Origin of the sequence: Shewanella sp. SM95 (assembly GCF_025653595.1) — a bacterium.
GTDB lineage: Bacteria > Pseudomonadota > Gammaproteobacteria > Enterobacterales > Shewanellaceae > Shewanella > Shewanella oncorhynchi.
In genome coordinates, this window is the sequence record NZ_JAKKSE010000010.1 from 107,349 (window position 1) to 125,354 (window position 18,006).

Here is an 18,006-nt window from a genome sequence, read left to right on the forward strand (position 1 = left end):
TTGCCGCAGAGTACTGCTTCAAATTGAAAAGATCAAATTCACGCTTTCAATTTGTTGATGCCCTACCACTTTATATCCAGTCATATTTCGCAGTGCTTCACCATAGGCAGTTAGCGGGAGGCAATTAACCATGGAAATTAACGATAAGTTGTCTAAAGGTATAGTTCCAACGCGGCTCTTTTACTTTCAACCGTTTAGGGAGGCTATGCAGCCAATCACTTTGCATAGGCCAGTGCATGATCAGTAGATCGCCACTGTGCAAACTTATGCTGTACTTGGTTTGACTGTGCTTATGCTTAAGCACAAAATCCCGCGTGGCGCCTAAGGTAATAGAAGCAATATGACTCCCCTGAGCAATTTCAGGTTCATCATCACTGTGGGCGCCCATACAATCCTTACCATCGGCGTAGCGATTCACTAATACCCCATTGCTCTCCAAGCCATAATCCCGCGCTAACTTATCCCTCAACTTGTGAGCATATTTAGGCCAAGGTAAGGCGCGGATAAACAGTCCTGAATATAAATAGTCGCAGCCCAAATCGCCAAACCACACTTGCTGGCGGGGAATTGCGTGAAACTGACCGAAGACTTGGATTTCGGGGCGACTTAAGGGATAGGTCTGCGCTTCTTTCATTAGCGCCGCTTGCTGCTCAGTATTAAGATAACCCCGCACTAAGGTGATGGGCGGTTTAATTTGAGCCTCACCCTCTGTATCAAACCCTAACTTACCTTGCTGCATTGACGTCCTCCATGCGAGCCGTCGCACTGCGCCATGAAATCTGCGATAATCTGCGCCTTAAATTTATTGGCGCAGTGTGGCACATGACAACACAATTTTCAGTAGCGGGTGTTGAACTCGAACTCTTACGGTATCCGGCTCAGCAGGAATCTAATCTTCAAGCTTGGGATGCCGCCGATGAACACTTACTCAAAAGCCTTATTGAGTCAGAGCAAGCCGCATTGCCAACCGCCATTATCAACGACAGTTTCGGCGCCTTAAGCTGCGGTTTATCTAAATTGAATCCATGTTGGCCACTGTGCGTTGAAACAGATGCCAGAACCAGCTTTTTAGGCACAGAACAAAACCATGGCCGCAATCGGTTGCCTATGGATAATCTGCAATGGTTTACCAGCCGCGATACCTTGCCAGAAAACTTAGCCTTAGTATTGATAAAGTTGCCTAAGAACTTAAGCTACTTTGCCCACCAGCTAACGCGCTTGTCGCAAGTGTTACCCGCAGGCACTCGTGTATTAGTGGCCGCCAAATCCAAATCGATTAATAGCGCCTTACTCGACATCTTTGCTAAGCATTTAGGCCACGCAAGCGCCAGTTTAGCGTGGAAAAACACGCGAGTGATCACCTGTGTCAGTGATGGTAAACCAAGACCATTAGCCAAAGAAGTGACTTGGGCCGTACCCGAATATCAACTTGAGATCAGCAATTTAAGTAATGTGTTTGCCGCCAACAAACTCGATATTGGCGCACGCATCATGCTAGAGAATCTGCCCAAAGGGGATTTTAAGTCGATTGTCGATCTCGGCTGTGGCAATGGCGTGCTGGGGTTACGCACCGCCCAGTTATTCCCAGAGGCTGACATTCACTTTATCGACGATTCTGAAATGGCAGTCGCATCAGCCAAGGCAAACTGGGCACGCAACCAATTGCCCGCAGACAAAGGCCACTTTTATTGGGACGATTGCATGACGCATCTGCCAGAAGAAGTCCAACCGGATCTGGTACTGTGTAATCCGCCGTTCCATCAAGGTGAAGCCATTACCGATCATATCGCCTGGCAGATGTTTTTAGATGCCCGCCGCCGCTTAAAAGAGGGGGGGATCTTACATATCGTCGGCAACCGTCATCTGGCTTACCATGTAAAATTACAGCGCTTATTTAAGAACTGCACCACAGTCGCCTCCAACGGTAAATTTGTGATCCTGCAGGCACAGAAAAAATAACCTCATCGAAATTGACACGTTAAATGAGAGCCAGCAATGTTTGGCTCTTTTTTATACAGGGCTCTTTTTATGCTGAGCAATGACATGTTGGAAAAGTCGCAGTCGGAGATTTCCTAAAAATCAACAACAACTAGCCGAAAAATACACATACAAGTACACTTCTTGCCGACAAAGGTTTATGAGTTAAGCACTTAAACACTTAGGAATGAGATATGCCGTTAAAGGATGACGTTGCCCAACTAAAAGCTGAGCTGGCACAGTTACAATCGCTGCATTTATCGCAGCAATCTTCGCTCGGTCGTCAATTAGCAGAATTCTCCACTAAGCTCGAGACCTTAAGTCAGCAAATTGCGACTGAAGACGCAGCTGAAACCACTCTGAATATGGCAGCGAATGCTTCATCAATTGCATCTGTGCTCACCGCCGCCGATAACGCGCCTACATTAACCTATGCGGCACAAACACCAACCCTTGAGCCAGCTTCCGTAGAACCAGCCCCAGCAGAACCCAACCCATGGCAGCAAGGTCCTATACCAGGAGAACCTTGGCAAGAAGACCCTTGGCAAAGAAAAACGAAAAATACCTCGACAGAACAAACCGCTAAAACCGAACACCTTTCTCAAGCGCAAAATCAACAGCTGAGTGATGAAGTCAAATTGCAGGCAAGTGTGCAAGCGGCGAGTCAATTTGATGAGTTGTTATCCCAAGGACTCGCGGCCGTCATGGCACCCTTTGCGGCAGTCAACGAGCAAGTCAAATCTTTCTACCATCATTATCAGGCCAAGGGATTAGGACCTGTCTTTTTAATGACTGTCGCAGGCATTATCACCCTGACCTTAGGCTTTGGTTATTTACTGCAATATTCAATCAACCATTGGTTTTCAGAACTTGGCAAAGCGCTACTCGGGTTTGCCAGCGCGAACGCTATCATAGCCGGCGGGATTTTTATTCGCCAAAAACGCGCGGGTATGGCGGATTTTGGCTCAGGTATTGTCGGACTCGGACTCATACTTAATTATCTCTGCGCGTACTTTATTGGGCCGTATTTTGAGTTAATTCCCAATAGCGCGAGTTTTATCTTACTGTTATTGATCACTTTGGCGGGTTATGGCCTGTCGATGCGCTTAGATGCCAAAGTGATCGCCGTGATCGCCTTAGTCGGTGGCTCGACCGCACCTATGATGCTGTTATCCCAAAGCTATGCGCCGCTATTGTATCTGCCTTATTTACTGCTTATTGGTGCCGGCGCCCTTGCCCAGAGTCGCAAACTTAAGTGGCCGCTGCTACTGGAAATCACCGCCCTGTTGCACATAGGCTGCATCGAAACTTTTAGCCATTTCATTGAATTGCCACTCAGTGACATTGGCGGCGTCAGTCTGCTCGCGCTTATCAGTATTAATGCGTTCTTTTATCTCTACGGCATCACAGGCCTACTATTTACCAAACCGTTTACCCATCAGGATGAAAAACATAATGCACTGAGCCATCGCATACTCGCCCTACCGATAGCATTGCTCGCCTTTGTGTTATTAGAGTTGACACAATTTACTGAGTTCGCAGGAGAAATTTTGGCAATCAACGCTCTGATTTGCGCGGCCCTCTATTGGAAGCGCACAGGCAACCTAGAAAAAGCCCGCAACGGCTTATTGTTAGTCTTTGCAGGGAGTTTTGCGGGATTTGCCGCACTGTATTTACTCAGCCACGATTTCCTTGGATTAGTATTACTGCTCGAAGCCTTATTACTCTTGTGGATAGGCACCAAAGAAGAACTGATTTCCGTTCGCGCCGAAGGCTATGTATTGCTGCTGATGGGATTAGGGCTCAATGCGTCTAGTGTACTGACAGGCATGAGCCTTTTAGAATCAAGCTTTATCGATGGGGTGCCAATTTCTCCCTTGTCAGCTTTTGGCTTTCCACTGTTAGCACAGGCTTTAAGTTGCGCCGCCTTAGTCTTAGTGATTCGGCTATTAACACTCCATCATACGTTACTTTCGACCCTAGAAAGTCAGCTAAACAGAGTGTTAAAAGAGCTATTAAGCGGTTTTTATGTAGCGACAATTATCCTCGCGGCTTACCTTTTGAGCAGCGATTACTACCTCGCAATCTTGCCACTGGTCAGCCTATTACTGCTGTATTTAAGCGCAAAGGACAGACTCGTTATCAGCGAGTTTGCTGCTTGGCTCTTACTATTGCCGCTGCTGTTTAAGGTTGTTGAAGGCATAACGCTCACAGGCAGTTTTAGCTTTAGTGCCCAACCGCTTATGGCAAAACTGGCACGGTTTGAGTTATTTACCGCCCTACTCTTGGCCCATTATTGGTATCGTCGCCACTATAAAGATGCCTTATTTGCCAAAGCCGCTTATACGATGCAAATCTTCTGCTATTTGCTGCTGCCGCTTATTCTGCTGCCCAAAGTCATCCGCAACCATTGGGAATATACCGCTATTGCACTCTGGCTGAGCACCTTTATGAGCCTAGGTTTAGCCTACTTTGTTAAACATAAGAGTTTGAATATAGAAGCCAAAATCCTCACTTGGCTAGCGGTTCTGATGACAGCCTCGCTATGCCTTATTCACGCTTGGCAAGGACTCGCGGCGCTAACCGTTGGCGCCCTCTTTATGGGCTTCACACTGCTTCGTTATCGCCAATTACCCGAGCATTGGCGCCCCTTACTGCAACTACAATGGCAATTGAGCCCTTATTACTTTGCACTGGTATTGGCCGTGATCGTTTATGGCTTTAATCATTATGAGCTAGTAGGAATAGCCATGACAGCATTAGCCTTAAGTGGTTATTTTGCATTGCTAATCCAAAGAGGTTTAAACCTGAGAGGTGTAAGTCAGGCATCTGTAGGCCAAACCTCATATAGCGCAAAATTCCCCCTCGCAGCCGAAATCCAAGCCGCAATAAAGGAAAGCTACCATCTCGCCTATGGTCTCACTTTAGGCTTAGCCCTGTTGCCCATCATGTTCCATTTTGAGCTAACACTCGGGCTTAATCGTGATAATGCCTCGTTTGTGTTAATCGAGTTTTTATCACTGGCACTCCTAGCAAGGCTTATCTTGCAGCACGGCGCAGCAATACGCTTACATAGACGTATCTTACCTTTACAAGGGCTTAAGTGGGGTTGGCATCTGTTACTCGCCTTGAGTTACTTTGTGTGGAGTTATAGTTTCGATAACATTATTGCCGCACCGCTCAGCGCGATTTTATTGGTTATCCATGGCAGTGTGTTGATGTTTATCAGCTTAAAACCACAAAATGCCGATATGATCCGCCTCGCTGCTGGGCTATTTACCTTATCGACGCTTAAAGTGCTATTACTGGATATGGCTTCATTCGAGCTAGTGCAAAAGGTGATTGCCTTTATGCTGATCGGGGTCATTTTGCTGACTGTTTCTTACTTCTATCAGAAGGCGAGAAATCGACTGCAGCAAGATTAACATCGTTTTTAAAGCACTAAAAAAGCCGCCATCAAATTGAATCGATGGCGGCTTTTTACTGTTAACGATTTAATAAAGCGATGAGGTATCGGCTATTTAATATGGACTATTCGATACGAGCTATTTGCTCGCCAGTGCCTTATCGAGCGCCTGCGCCACATCGTTAATGATGTCGTCGATATGCTCAATCCCAACCGAGATACGGATAAGATCCTCAGACACGCCCGCCCTTGCCAGTTCATCGGCATCGAGCTGTCTATGTGTGGTACTCGCAGGGTGACAGGCCAAGGATTTCGCATCGCCAATATTCACTAAACGCAGGATCATCTGCAGTGCATCGATAAAACGTCCGCCAGCAAGCTTACCCTCTTCAGCTGTGGCCGCTTTAATCCCAAAGCTGATGATCCCAGAAGCTTTTCCGCCAGTGATCTTGTGGCAATTATCCTGATAAGGGCTGCTCGGCAAGGCGCCGTAGTTCACCCAACTGACCGCCGGATGCAACACTAAATACTCGGCTAATGCTAGCGCATTCGAGCAATGGCGCTCCATTCGAAGGCTTAAGGTTTCAAGGCCTTGCAACAGTAAAAATGCACTGTGCGGTGACAGTGCGGCGCCGGTATTACGCAGCGGTACCACACGGCAACGGCCAATAAATGCCGCAGGGCCAAAGGCTTCGGTGTAGACCACGCCGTGATAAGAAGGATCAGCTTGGTTAAGTAAGGCAAATCTTTCCTTATTCGTCACCCAATCGAACTTGCCTGAATCGATAATCACCCCGCCAATCGTCGTGCCGTGGCCACCAATGTATTTAGTTAAAGAGTGAATAACGATATCGGCGCCATGCTCAAAGGGGCGACATAATACTGGCGTCGCGACCGTATTATCGACAATTAAAGGCACGCCATGTTTATGGGCAATCTCGGCTAAACGTTGTAAATCGACAATATTGCCGGCTGGATTACCAATCGATTCGCAGAACAAGGCTTTAGTTTTGTCATCGATCAGCTCATCGAGGCCTTCAAAATCATCGAAGGCCGCCATGCGCACTTCAACGCCTTGGCGCGGCAGCGTATGGGCAAACAGATTATAGGTGCCGCCATAGAGCTGACTGGTACTGACGATGTTATCGCCAACTTGAGTCAAGGCTTGAATCGCATAGGTAATCGCCGCCATACCCGATGCTACGGCCAGCGCACCTATGCCGCCTTCAATGGCCGCCAGACGTTGCTCTAGCACGCTAGTCGTAGGATTCATTATCCGTGTATAAATATTACCAGCGACTTTTAAGTCAAATAAATCAGCACCATGCTGGGTATCATCGAAGGTATAAGAGGTCGTTTGATAGATAGGTACTGCGGCCGCCTTCGTGGTCGCTTCTGACTCATAACCGTGGTGTAATGCCAGTGACTCTAATTTCATTTTCCCTTCCTTATCCGTAGCAGCCCAGTATTCAATCGACATTGAGAATTGCACAAGATTTGTGCATGTTCAACAAGCTAACAGATAGACATCTAGAAGTCTAAAAGTTTTTAGCCACAGCCTTTAACTTCGGCGCGAAGAGTTACGGATAAGTTCGGCCAGCACCACGACCGCAGAGACTATCTCTGGCGAGCACTCGTATGAGGCATTCAAACGCATAAAATGGCGGAATTCGATCTGATTACTAAAGAGATTTCCGGGTGCAATACTGATCCCACGCTCAATCGCCTGATCATAAATTTGTGTAGCGTCCATGTGTAATGGCAGCGCTAACCAGAGAAAATAGCCGCCCTGCGCAAAGTTGACCCCCACAGATTCGGGCAGATGCGCGCACAATAATTGATACATGGCCAATTTACGGCTGGCTAACTTTTTACGTAACTGCTTCAAATGGCGTTCATATTGCGCCGACTGAATAAAATCGGCGATGGCGAGCTGCATCGGCGCACTGGTCGATAACGTCGACATGACTTGTAAGCGTTGTAACTGCGGTGCATGGCATCCCGCCGCCACCCAGCCGACACGATAACCAGCAATCAAAGACTTAGAAAATGAGCCGCAGTGCAACACCCGTCCTTCGGTATCGAAGGCTTTTACTGGCCTTGGCGCGCTGGAATCGACATAGAGTTCTTGATAAACATCATCCTCAATCAGACTGACCTTATGCTCGTTTAGTAGCTGATAAAGCGCTTGTTTTTTAGCATCCGATAAACTGCAACCTAAGGGATTTTGATGTTGGCTCATCAACCAGCAGGCTTTCACTGGATAGGTTTTCAACACTTCTGCCAGCGCCTCGAGATCAATCCCCTGTTGTGGATCGGTCGCGACCGCAATGGCCTTAAGCTTAAGCCGCTCAATCGCTTGCATCGCACCATAAAAGGTCGGTGATTCAATGACAACCCAATCCCCCGCTTGAGTCAGCGTCGCTAAACTCAAGTTGAGCGCCTCCATGGCACCCGAGGTAATGATGATTTCGTCGGGCGAAATGCTCATGCCTAATTTGGCATAACGTTGGGAAATCGCCTTACGCAGTCCCGCATTGCCTGGCGGTAAATTATCGGCGGCAAAAGAAGGTGACATGTGCCGAGTGACCTTAACCAAAGATCGCGCCAGTGCTTGTTGCGGAAATAAACTAGGATCGGGAAATCCTGAGCCAAAGGGCACTATGTCCGCCTGCTTCGAAGCCTGCAGAACATTGAATACAAACTCATTAATATCCACGCTATCGGAAAGATAAATCGGCTTTTGTCGCTCGGGATAACGAAAAGCTTCTCCCTGGCGCGCGATTAATTCCGGCTTTGGCGCCACTAAATAGCCAGACTTAGCCTGCGCCGAGATCACGCCTTGGCTTTCCAGTAACTGATAGGCATTGAGCACTGTCATCAGACTCAAGCCCGAATCGGCCACAGTTTGGCGCAGCGATGGCAACTTGTCCCCCGCCTGCCAGACACCTTGGGCTATTCGTGTCTTTAATTCCTGCGCTAACTGCTCATACTTCGTCATCTGTTATAGCCAACCCAAGATATTCTGTGTCTGTTATAGCTAGCATATCCCATGGTCTAATAGCACACAAGCTTTCACCGTCAAGCCAATTTAGGGTTCAGTGAACGCGACTAGAACAATGCCTTTGTAACGAGAAATGCCTATCGCTCGAGGAAATTATGTTTGATTTTGATGCCACAGTACTCGCTAGGATCCAATTTGCTTTTACCATCTCTTTTCACATTATTTTCCCTGCCATCACTATCGGCCTCGCCACCTATCTAGCAGTATTAGAAGGTTTATGGCTGAAAACAGCGAATGAGGTTTACCAACAACTCTATCAATTTTGGTCGAAGATTTTTGCCATAAACTTTGGCATGGGCGTGGTCTCGGGCATAGTGATGGCCTATCAATTTGGTACCCATTGGAGTGCTTTTTCCGCCTTCGCGGGCAGCGTAACTGGGCCACTACTCACCTATGAAGTGCTTACCGCTTTCTTCCTCGAAGCGGGGTTTCTGGGAGTCATGCTATTTGGTCAGCAGAAGGTAGGTAAAAACCTGCATTTCTTCGCCACTTGTATGGTCGCCACGGGCACGATTATCTCGACCTTCTGGATCTTAGCTTCAAACAGCTGGATGCAGACGCCCCAAGGTTTTGAAATCGTGAACAATCGCGTTATTCCAGTGGATTGGTTTCAGATAGTGTTTAACCCTTCATTTCCCTATCGTTTAGCCCATATGACAGTGGCGGCCTTTATTTCATCGGCTTTCTTTGTGGGCGCATCGGCGGCTTGGCACTTACTCAAAGGTAACGATACACCCGCGATCCGTAAGATGTTGTCTATGGCGATGTGGATGGCGTTAATTGTCGCTCCGCTGCAAGCTGTAATTGGTGATTTTCACGGCTTAAATACCCTTGAATATCAACCTGTAAAAGTCGCGGCGATGGAAGGCCATTGGCGTAATGAGGGTGACAAACCCACACCGCTTATCTTGTTTGCGATTCCCGATATGGACGCAGAGAAAAACCACTTCAGCCTCGAAATCCCAGGGCTCGCGAGCCTGATCTTAAAGCATGATTTAAGCAAACAAGTGCCAGCCTTGACTGAGTATCCCGCCGAGGACAGACCCAATGTGTTGTTAGTGTTCTGGAGTTTTAGGCTCATGGTCGGCTTAGGCTTATTGATGATTTTTGCTGGACTGTGGAGTGCTTATCTCAGGCGCAAAGGCAGCCTCTACAGCAACAAACACTTTCTGCGATTTGTATTGGTGCTCGGCCCCGCCGGATTACTCGCCACACTAGCGGGCTGGTTCACTACCGAACTTGGCCGTCAACCTTGGGTGATCCAAGGGTTGATGCGTACTCAGGATGCCGTGTCTTCCCACAGCGTTACCCACCTGAGTATCAGCCTAGGGATTTTCATCGTCAGTTACTGCGGCATCTTCGGCGTGGGTTATCGCTATATGATGCGACTCATCCGCAAAGGGCCTGATATCGCGGCAACAAGCCATTAATTTTAAAGAAAATAAATCTAGGTTTACTTATTCAATCTTAAACATATTTAAGGGCTCACCATGGAATTCGATCTACCCTTGATTTGGTTCGGGATCATCATTTTTGCCACCTTAATGTATATCGTGATGGATGGCTTCGATCTCGGCATCGGCATACTGTTTCCCTTCATTCACGACGAGGACGACAGGGATATTATGGTTAATACCGTCGCCCCCGTTTGGGATGGTAACGAAACTTGGTTAGTGCTCGGCGGCGCTAGTCTGCTCGGTGCCTTTCCCCTCGCCTATGCCATAGTGCTCGAAGCGCTAACCATACCGCTGCTCATCATGCTGCTGGCATTGATTTTTCGCGGCGTGGCATTTGAGTTTAGATTTAAGTCGGGCGCAGAAGCTAAACCATTCTGGGATAAAGCGTTTATGTTCGGTTCTATCACGGCCACCTTTTCACAGGGCGTAGTGCTGGGGGCGTTTATCTCCGGCATTTCGGTGAGTAACCAACAATTTAGCGGCGGTAGTTTCGATTGGTTAACGCCCTTCTCACTTTTCTGCGGTTTTGGCCTTATGCTGGCCTATGCTCTGCTCGGCGCAACTTGGTTAGTAAAAAAATGCCAAGGCGAGCTTAAAACGACCATGCAACAACTCGGCAGAGCACTGACCTTATGCCTGTTGATGACCATAGGTTTAGTCAGTTTATGGACGCCTTTTGTGCAACCCAATATTGCCCTGCGCTGGTTTAGTTTACCGAATTTATTCTACTTCGCCCCAGTGCCAATACTGGTATTAGCCTGCAGTTGGGCCTTGATAAAATCCCTAAATCGTGATGATAACTATCAGCCATTTCTACTCACTCTAGGGCTGATTTTCTTAGGATTTAGTGGCTTAGGGATCAGCATCTGGCCACACATTATTCCACCCAACATCAGCCTTTGGCAGGCAGCAGCCCCCGACAGCAGCCTAAGCTTTATGCTCGTCGGCGCCCTGATGATCATCCCGCTGATTTTGGTTTATACCTTTTGGAGCTACTACGTGTTCCGCGGCAAAGTAACCAAGGATGCAGGCTATCACTAGCCATGACTCAGGTAAAAGAGGCTTCCCAAAACGCGACCTAAGCTAACTTGGCTTAGGTCGCTGATTCACCTTAGATGACTTTACATATGCAGGAGATCAACATGACGACCCAAACGAAATCCCTCGCCTATCGACTCGGCTGGTTAGTGCTGATTTGGTGTACAAGCGTAAGCTGTCTGTTCCTCGTCTCTATGTGTATCAAAATACTTTTAAAAGGTGCGGGCTTAACAACCTAAGTAAATATTGACTTTAGAAGCTTATATTAAGGCTTAATTCAGTTAGTGCCCATAGCATCTAGCAACAATGCACTAGAATATTCAATGGTTGAATTAATTTGCGCCAAATTAACAAGTGCTCAGTTTACTTTACGAGTGCTAGCATTAAATTGACGAAGACTAGCCCCCAATGTGGCAAAGTTAAAAAAATGTTAAATCCAACTTTACTGTTATCAGTATATTCAGCAAGATTAGCTTAGTTAGGCTTGCTTTATATTTTTACTTGACCTATGGTATCAGCCAAGCAATTACTTATTTAGTTAATGGCAAGACCGATATACTAAATCGATATACAAAAAAATAAATAATCAATCGAATATCAACTTTTGACTGGAGATGTAACACTATGTTTAGCACTGCATTTTCATCACTATTTTCCCATGTGTTAGCTAACACATCTAGTTCAGTAAGCTCAATCCGCCTCTCGCTCAAATTCCCAGTCTAAGCCGAGCGTCACTCGCGCTCGGCAGAATTATAACTTCTTGTGAAATAAGCACAGAGTAATACTCATTTTAATTTCTATGCTTATATTTTAACTTTGTTATTTCAGAGGCGGCAATGGCATATTCTTTTTTTAGTGGTCTTTTCCAGAATTTTATTCTAAAAACTGAAACCTATTATTTACAAAACAGTTTTAATGCCTCTCTACGCCCAACGGCTTTGGCAGGCGTGATTAGTAAGCTTGAGCAGCTAAAGCATGATACGACGAGTGATAAAGTGACTGTGGGACGAGAAATTCACTTAGTTAATCTGCAGGATCAGCAAGAGTACCAAATTGAACTCGTGTATCCACCAAGGCATAAACCCAGTGCAGGACGTTTCTCTGTCATATCAGATTTAGGCGTCAGCTTACTTGGGTTATCAAAGGGCGAACTGGCAGAGGTGAGCATTTTAGGCAAACCAGTTCTGTTTATGATTAAAGATGTCAGTTTAACGAAAAAACAACCTAAAAAGTCTGTATAGAAAAAATCATTTGGCATACTTTTTGTAAATGGCTATTGAGTATTGCTACTTGATAACATTTCAGAAAATTTTAAAGATATGATTATTAGGCTGTAAGCATTTTAAAATAAAGCATGTTCAATTCAGTGGCAACATGCTTTGAACTCGCTATTAGCGGCGGCTTATAGCGGCATTTTCAACATAATATAATAAGAGGGAATGTTATTTTGAAGTCATTAACTGGCCGCGATATTTATTAAAGAGACACTTTAGATAAATTTAACACTACAATTAACGACTCTTTGCAACTATTTACGTATAAGTCATGGCAGCGCTTTAGAGTAAAACAGCAAAGGGGTTAAGAGGTTTAGCACGGCACCTCAATCGTTAAATTTATTTTTATACTCTTTATAAATAAACCGTCTCAATTAAAGCCTGAAATAAAAAATTGAGCCCAACTATCGAAACCGATTTGCGGCGCGGGTTCGGATAGTAACCTTCACTTTGGAGTTTATATCTATGAGTAAAGAAAAAAACAAAAAACCGCCAATGAAAACCTTAAAAGAGAAGCGTCAAGATAAACGGAACCGCCAAAAGGCTTCCGACTAACTTATCTAACTCTGTAAAAAACCTTAAATCCTCTCTTTAAATAGGCCGAAAATAGGGTGTTAATACTTTAGCACCCTATCTTATTTCACAGCTTCCCCCCAATATTTTTAGTGCATCATCTAGCGCGACTTTCGCATAGGATCTCATCATCTCGCCCTTATTAAGCCTTGCTCCATCAGCCACTCAATCACAATCGGCGGCGATACTGCTCAGGTGAGCACTGAGCATATTTTTTAAACATCACGATATAAGGCGAAGTTTGGTTATAGCCGAGCGTCAATGCCACTTCTTTGATCGCAAGTCCCTGACGTAATAGTTGTAATGAATAGATAAACTTATGCCTTTGTCTTAGCTCAGTAAAACTCATCCCCAGAACCTCTTGGCAGCGACGAGCTAAAGTACGTTCTGTGGTATGTAATTCACTCGCCCAAGATTTAAAGGTTTTCGAACTCGCAGGGTCGGCTTCAAGTGCCAGCAACAACGGCTGTAACAGTTTATCTGAAACGGTGGGCAGAAATTGCGGTAGAGCTTTACCCAAGGTCAGCTGATCGAGTAAAACCTCAACCAGTCGCTTATCCGCCGCAGTTTCTGCCACAGTGACTTGCCGTTCCCGCAGATCGTTAACGATCGATTGGGCAATGGGTGTCACGGCTAAAAGACAGGTCTCTATGGGAAAAGCCGCAGCCCGCTCAGCAACTATATTCATCGAGCAATAATGAATACTGCGCCGAGTATAACTTTCATGTTCTATCCCCGCAGGAACCCAAATCGCATATTGTGACGGCGATAAAAACCTTTGCCCTGCAGCATGTAACTCCATAATTCCACCGCTGATTAACTGCAGTTGTCCCCAAACATGTTGATGTTTTGGCGTTACCGTATTTGGCAGGAAAGCTTCATAGTTGAAGAAGATATCTGCAGCAGGCTCTTGCTCTGCCGTGAGCGGATGGTAAACCGTGCGCATTTTGATGCCCTCAAAGCTATGGTGGTCCAAAACTCAAACGAAATCGCTAACCCAGATTACGCTTGTCCGTAGAGGAACTGACCTTGTCTGATAAGCGATATTTATATCATAACCGACCATGGATAATAGCCACTAATCTATTATCTGGATGCTTAAGTGATAAGCCATAAGCTATGGCCAGTCACTTTAGCCAGTACCTAAAGGCAAGACCATGCTGTATTTGTTTCCCCTGTTGGCCGTATTAATTTGGGCAGGCAATTCGATAGTCAACAAGCTCTCATTTAGGATTATCGATCCTGAAGCCATAGCGTTTTACCGTTGGTTTTTCGCTATGTTATTGTTAACCCCCTTTGTCGCAAGTCGCGTCTGGCAAAAACGCCAAGTGATACTACCTTTGTTACCTAAGTTTGCTACTTTGGCTTTGTTAGGTATGGTGCTAAACCAAAGTCTGGCCTATTTTGCAGCGGCTACCACCACGGCAACAAATATGGCATTAATCACCTCTCTCGTGCCTATGATCAGTCTGTTTTTAGCCGTGCCATTACTCAAGCAAAAATTATCACCGTTAGCCTTTGGTGGCACCTTAATCTCGCTATTTGGATTGATTTTTATGCTCAGTCACGGCGATATGATGAACCTTGCCATCGGCGTGACTCAAGGTGATTTACTGTTGCTCTTTAGCGCCTTTGTGTATGCGCTCTATGGCGTATTACTGAAACGCTGGCAACTGCCACTACCGACTTGGGAATCGGTTTATATTCAAGGACTCATAGCCGTATTCATGCTGACACCACTGCTGTTTACAAGTCCCAGCATGGCGATCAGTGCCCAATCGGCACCACTGATACTTTACGCTGCTATCGCTGCCTCACTTTTAGCGCCGTGGGCTTGGATCAATGGCATAAGCAAACTCGGCGCCGATCGCACCAGCGTATTCTTTAATTTAATGCCTATTATTGCGGCGATACTGGCGGCCATCATCCTAGATGAAACCTTAGCCATTTATCATTATATTGGCGGTTCTATGGTCATTATTGGCGTCATGCTAGTGCAGATAAAACCTAAGCCTAAAGTCATCCCTACCCTAGCTTGTCCTGAATAATCCAAAGTAATGCGTCAACGCCTTGGTAACAGTGACCAAGGCGGTTTCGCTTATTTCAATGTGTACAAAATCCCATCGCAATCTGCTGCATGCAAAGGCAATTCTATAAATAACGGCTAAGCTATTTATTAAGTTATTAATGGAGATCGTCCTATGTTTAACAGTATTCGCGTTAAGTTTTCACTGATGTTTGCCATTATGGCGACAGCGCTCATTGTCATGGCGGTCACCGATGCTATGCAAAGCCGTGCTACTGTGAAACAGATGCAGGAATTTAGTCAGTTATTTAATCCCGCAATTTCGGCAATTCTCAATGCAGATCGCGACCTTTATCAAGCGCAGCTAAGTGAAGAAGTGTTATTGAGGGAAGAATTATCTGCCGATAATCGCAAGAGTGAGATTGATAACTGGCAAGAGAATGTCGATCAAGCCCGTGACAGAATGGGCGAATTTAAAAAAATCCTTACAGATCACCTGCAAGTACTGCAATCAACTAATGGCTTTGAGGCGCAGTTTTCGCTCTGGTATCAAGCCTCATCAGAGGTCATTAATGCCGTCAAAAGTAATGATTTTGAACGCGCGAAACAACTCCACGAAACCAAATCCAAGCAAGAATTTAAGGCATTAAGAGATATCTACAATGCCGCGGGCGAAGCCGCCGATAACAGAGTAAAAGAGCTAGATTTACAAGCAACTGAACAGGCAACCACCCAAACCCAAATATCCTTAACGATAGCGAGCTTAGTCGCCATTGTGGCGCTGTTGATTGCCTACTTCGGCCCTAAAATTATAGTCAATGCAATTGAAGATATCACTAGCAGGATCAATGACATTGTCGATGGTGACGGTAACTTAACCCAAAGGATCCCTATCACACGTCAGGATGAAATCGGCGAGCTCGCCCATGCATTTAACTTATTTGTAGAGCAGCTACAGCAAATGGTCATCTCGATTATTGGTCAAACTAAAGATGTGAGCCAAACTGTTGAAAGCCTTGCAACTAAGTCAGCCACCACAATCAACATCAGCCATGAGCAAGAGCAGTTTGTCGATACTATTGTCACAGCAGTAAATGAAATGAGTGCAGCCGTAAGAGAAGTCGCTAGTAACGCTCTTCATACAGCCACCGAAATCACTAAAGTGAATGACCAAACAGTAGAGGGTAAGAATATCCTCGCCCAGTCCGTTAATCATATTCAGCAACTGTCTGAATCAGTTAAAAATGCAGTGACAGTTATTGAAAAACTTTCAGTCAATTCTGCCAATATTGCCTCAGTGCTTGATGTGATCCGCTCAATCGCTGAGCAAACTAACCTCCTTGCCCTTAACGCGGCCATTGAAGCGGCGCGTGCTGGCGAACAGGGCCGTGGCTTTGCCGTCGTTGCCGATGAAGTACGTACACTGGCGAGTCGTACCGAAACCTCAACCCAAGATATTCAGCGCATGATTGAAGAGTTGCAACGCGGAGTAAATGATGCGGTTAAAAGCATTGAATCGGGAGCTAGCCTGACCACATCAACCGTGACCCTCGCCAGCCAGACCCAAGATGCATTAGATGAAATTCTAAACTCCACCTCTAAGGTCAGTGAGATGTCCACTCAAACGGCGACTGCGACCGAAGAGCAAACCCATGTAACCGAAGAAATTAATCGTAACTTGACCGAATTATCCGATAAAACAAGATACTGCAACTTAGTGATCCAAGAAACGCAGCAAATAGTCGTCAACACTAAAGCCATTTGCAGCAACCTACAAAAAGAAGTTGCGCGATTTAAAGTCGCTTAAGATAAATGACTAACGACACATAGTTAGCGATAAGCTATTGAAACGAAAAGAGTGCCCAATGTAGGCACTCTTTTTAATGGAAATAATACCAAGAAAAGCTTGAAGACAATAAAAGCCCACAACCGTATGCAAGTTGCAAATAACGGTAACGAAACCCAAGTTGTATCGATTCACCCGTTAAAGTGCGAATAACAGTACTAACTGCTTAATGTTAACTCACAGTAATGATTGAATTTCTAATTCAATCATCTGCAAAAGCTGTAAAACAACCAAAAAATACATCAATCAAAACTGACTAATTGACCACCCAAGTGAGCAATTTTTTCAGCGGCCAAGTCGGGATTAAGATAGCCTGCGACTTTCGTTAAGGCATCGGCGCGCCAAGCAAAAGAGGCGCTCACACTAACAATACGCTCGCTTTCAGCATCGACGTTCGTATCGGCAACATTGCCAGTTGGCAGTAATAGTGCAGGGTAATCATGACTTAAGGTTTGTGAGACCCTTGAGCTGGCGAGCGCCATATTGCTAACGCAGAGCTTTTGGCTCGCTCCTAATGGACCGCGGCACACTACATTTAAAGATGCACTGCCAAAAACTTTTAAATCGCCACCCGCATTGACCCAACCTCCGCTCACGCCAGCGCGACGCAGCTCACTCACTGCCATATCAACCGCATAACCTTTAGCTATACCATCTAAGGTTAAAATTAGCGGTCTAGCTAATCGCGCTTGATTACCTTTTATTTCAATATCTTGCCAGTCACCTTGCAATAACAATGGCATACCAAGGTAAGCAGGCAAAGCGCCGCGAGACATCATTTCGCCGCCAACGGTACAATTGAATAAGTTGTTGCTCGCCTTACCCAGCCCCTTAGCCAACTTGAGCACTCGTAAACTATCTTGGCTTAACGTTACCCAAATTCCAGGCTGCCGATTTAACTGATTTAACTCGCTGTCCTGTTGATGGAAGCTCAGCAACCGCCCAATATGGGTCACACGCGAAAAAGCCGCGCTAATAGCCGCTTCCAATGCTTTATCTTTAAGTTGTACCTCACCGCTTTGATTTGGCAGTGACTCGGCAGCAATTTCCACCAGCGTTCCGAGTAATGGCTTAGCGCGACGTATCATGATAATACCCACTGTAGTAGGAAGATCTGAGGGATCAGCAATAAACGCTTCATCCAGTTAAATTTAAACAAAGCACTAAGAGTAATTAACATAATTTGTGCGGATTCTATTAAAGTCTCTACTTCAATACAAATTGTTGCCATTAGTTTTTATGGGGATTTTAGATGCTTGAAACTGTTTTACATTTAAAAACAATAGATTGCTTATTAAGGTTTTATTAAAGTTATTTGACGTATCATTGCTATCACGACGCTGCA

The 18,006-nt window shown here is 45.7% G+C and carries 13 protein-coding genes; 8 read left to right on the forward strand and 5 right to left on the reverse strand.

All coding sequences use genetic code 11. The features are described 5' to 3' along the window. Positions 1–124: 124 nt before the first annotated feature. Complete coding sequence (locus tag L5M29_RS12670; protein WP_263168084.1) at positions 125–739, reverse strand: alpha-ketoglutarate-dependent dioxygenase AlkB family protein; 615 nt, start codon at positions 737–739, stop codon at positions 125–127. 83 nt (positions 740–822) lie between these two features. Between L5M29_RS12670 and L5M29_RS12675 the strand changes: the two genes are divergently transcribed. Both L5M29_RS12675 and L5M29_RS12680 read left to right on the forward strand, forming a co-directional pair. Continuing rightward, positions 823–1,959, forward strand: coding sequence for a methyltransferase (locus L5M29_RS12675; protein ID WP_263168122.1), 1,137 nt, complete (start codon positions 823–825; stop codon positions 1,957–1,959). A gap of 212 nt (positions 1,960–2,171) precedes the next feature. Then, a complete protein-coding gene (locus L5M29_RS12680) occupies positions 2,172–5,402 on the forward strand; it encodes a DUF2339 domain-containing protein (protein WP_263168085.1) in 3,231 nt (1,076 codons plus the stop codon). Positions 5,403–5,522: 120 nt separating this feature from the next. Here L5M29_RS12680 and L5M29_RS12685 read toward each other — a convergent pair whose 3' ends face one another. Next, positions 5,523–6,821 (reverse strand): O-acetylhomoserine aminocarboxypropyltransferase/cysteine synthase family protein, encoded by a 1,299-nt coding sequence (locus L5M29_RS12685; protein WP_263168086.1) that lies wholly within the window; start codon positions 6,819–6,821, stop codon positions 5,523–5,525. Positions 6,822–6,944: 123 nt separating this feature from the next. Further along, positions 6,945–8,384, reverse strand: a complete 1,440-nt coding sequence (locus tag L5M29_RS12690; protein WP_263168087.1) for a PLP-dependent aminotransferase family protein — start codon at positions 8,382–8,384, stop codon at positions 6,945–6,947. A gap of 158 nt (positions 8,385–8,542) precedes the next feature. On the opposite strand from L5M29_RS12690, the gene L5M29_RS12695 reads away from it, so the two are divergent. The 4 genes from L5M29_RS12695 to L5M29_RS12710 all read left to right on the forward strand — a co-directional run bounded on the left by L5M29_RS12695 (position 8,543) and on the right by L5M29_RS12710 (position 12,183). After that, complete coding sequence (locus L5M29_RS12695) at positions 8,543–9,877, forward strand: cytochrome ubiquinol oxidase subunit I (protein ID WP_011790509.1); 1,335 nt, start codon at positions 8,543–8,545, stop codon at positions 9,875–9,877. 60 nt (positions 9,878–9,937) lie between these two features. Further along, positions 9,938–10,945, forward strand: a complete 1,008-nt coding sequence (gene cydB, locus L5M29_RS12700; protein ID WP_168824951.1) for a cytochrome d ubiquinol oxidase subunit II — start codon at positions 9,938–9,940, stop codon at positions 10,943–10,945. Positions 10,946–11,046: 101 nt separating this feature from the next. Next, positions 11,047–11,181 (forward strand): DUF2474 domain-containing protein, encoded by a 135-nt coding sequence (locus tag L5M29_RS12705; protein ID WP_105250029.1) that lies wholly within the window; start codon positions 11,047–11,049, stop codon positions 11,179–11,181. 597 nt (positions 11,182–11,778) lie between these two features. Continuing rightward, positions 11,779–12,183: a GreA/GreB family elongation factor gene (locus L5M29_RS12710; protein WP_028759523.1), complete on the forward strand. Its 405-nt coding sequence runs from the start codon at positions 11,779–11,781 to the stop codon at positions 12,181–12,183. A gap of 775 nt (positions 12,184–12,958) precedes the next feature. On the opposite strand, the gene L5M29_RS12715 is transcribed toward L5M29_RS12710, so the two are convergent. After that, complete coding sequence (locus L5M29_RS12715) at positions 12,959–13,735, reverse strand: AraC family transcriptional regulator (protein WP_263168088.1); 777 nt, start codon at positions 13,733–13,735, stop codon at positions 12,959–12,961. Between the two features lie 211 nt (positions 13,736–13,946). Here L5M29_RS12715 and L5M29_RS12720 point away from each other — a divergent pair, with 211 nt between their 5' ends. Next, positions 13,947–14,837, forward strand: a complete 891-nt coding sequence (locus L5M29_RS12720; RefSeq protein ID WP_263168089.1) for a DMT family transporter — start codon at positions 13,947–13,949, stop codon at positions 14,835–14,837. A 153-nt stretch (positions 14,838–14,990) separates the two neighbouring features. After that, entirely contained in the window at positions 14,991–16,622 is a 1,632-nt protein-coding gene (locus tag L5M29_RS12725; protein ID WP_173496925.1) for a methyl-accepting chemotaxis protein, read from the forward strand. 281 nt (positions 16,623–16,903) lie between these two features. Here the strand turns inward: L5M29_RS12725 and L5M29_RS12730 are convergent, their stop codons facing one another. After that, on the reverse strand, positions 16,904–17,749 hold the full coding sequence (locus tag L5M29_RS12730) for an FAD:protein FMN transferase (protein ID WP_263168091.1): 846 nt from the start codon (positions 17,747–17,749) through the stop codon (positions 16,904–16,906). Positions 17,750–18,006 lie beyond the last annotated feature (257 nt).

Excerpts from the sequence above, each read along its gene's own strand:
- L5M29_RS12710 (WP_028759523.1), top strand. The coding sequence starts at position 11,779 with ATGGCATATTCTTTTTTTAGTGGTCTTTTCCAGAATTTTATTCTAAAA.
- L5M29_RS12725 (WP_173496925.1), top strand. The coding sequence starts at position 14,991 with ATGTTTAACAGTATTCGCGTTAAGTTTTCACTGATGTTTGCCATTATG.
- L5M29_RS12675 (WP_263168122.1), top strand. The coding sequence starts at position 823 with ATGACAACACAATTTTCAGTAGCGGGTGTTGAACTCGAACTCTTACGG.
- L5M29_RS12670 (WP_263168084.1), bottom strand. The coding sequence starts at position 739 with ATGCAGCAAGGTAAGTTAGGGTTTGATACAGAGGGTGAGGCTCAAATT.
- L5M29_RS12680 (WP_263168085.1), top strand. The coding sequence starts at position 2,172 with ATGCCGTTAAAGGATGACGTTGCCCAACTAAAAGCTGAGCTGGCACAG.
- L5M29_RS12715 (WP_263168088.1), bottom strand. The coding sequence starts at position 13,735 with ATGCGCACGGTTTACCATCCGCTCACGGCAGAGCAAGAGCCTGCTGCA.
- L5M29_RS12695 (WP_011790509.1), top strand. The coding sequence starts at position 8,543 with ATGTTTGATTTTGATGCCACAGTACTCGCTAGGATCCAATTTGCTTTT.
- cydB (WP_168824951.1), top strand. The coding sequence starts at position 9,938 with ATGGAATTCGATCTACCCTTGATTTGGTTCGGGATCATCATTTTTGCC.
- L5M29_RS12730 (WP_263168091.1), bottom strand. The coding sequence starts at position 17,749 with ATGATACGTCGCGCTAAGCCATTACTCGGAACGCTGGTGGAAATTGCT.
- L5M29_RS12705 (WP_105250029.1), top strand. The coding sequence starts at position 11,047 with ATGACGACCCAAACGAAATCCCTCGCCTATCGACTCGGCTGGTTAGTG.
- L5M29_RS12685 (WP_263168086.1), bottom strand. The coding sequence starts at position 6,821 with ATGAAATTAGAGTCACTGGCATTACACCACGGTTATGAGTCAGAAGCG.
- L5M29_RS12690 (WP_263168087.1), bottom strand. The coding sequence starts at position 8,384 with ATGACGAAGTATGAGCAGTTAGCGCAGGAATTAAAGACACGAATAGCC.
- L5M29_RS12720 (WP_263168089.1), top strand. The coding sequence starts at position 13,947 with ATGCTGTATTTGTTTCCCCTGTTGGCCGTATTAATTTGGGCAGGCAAT.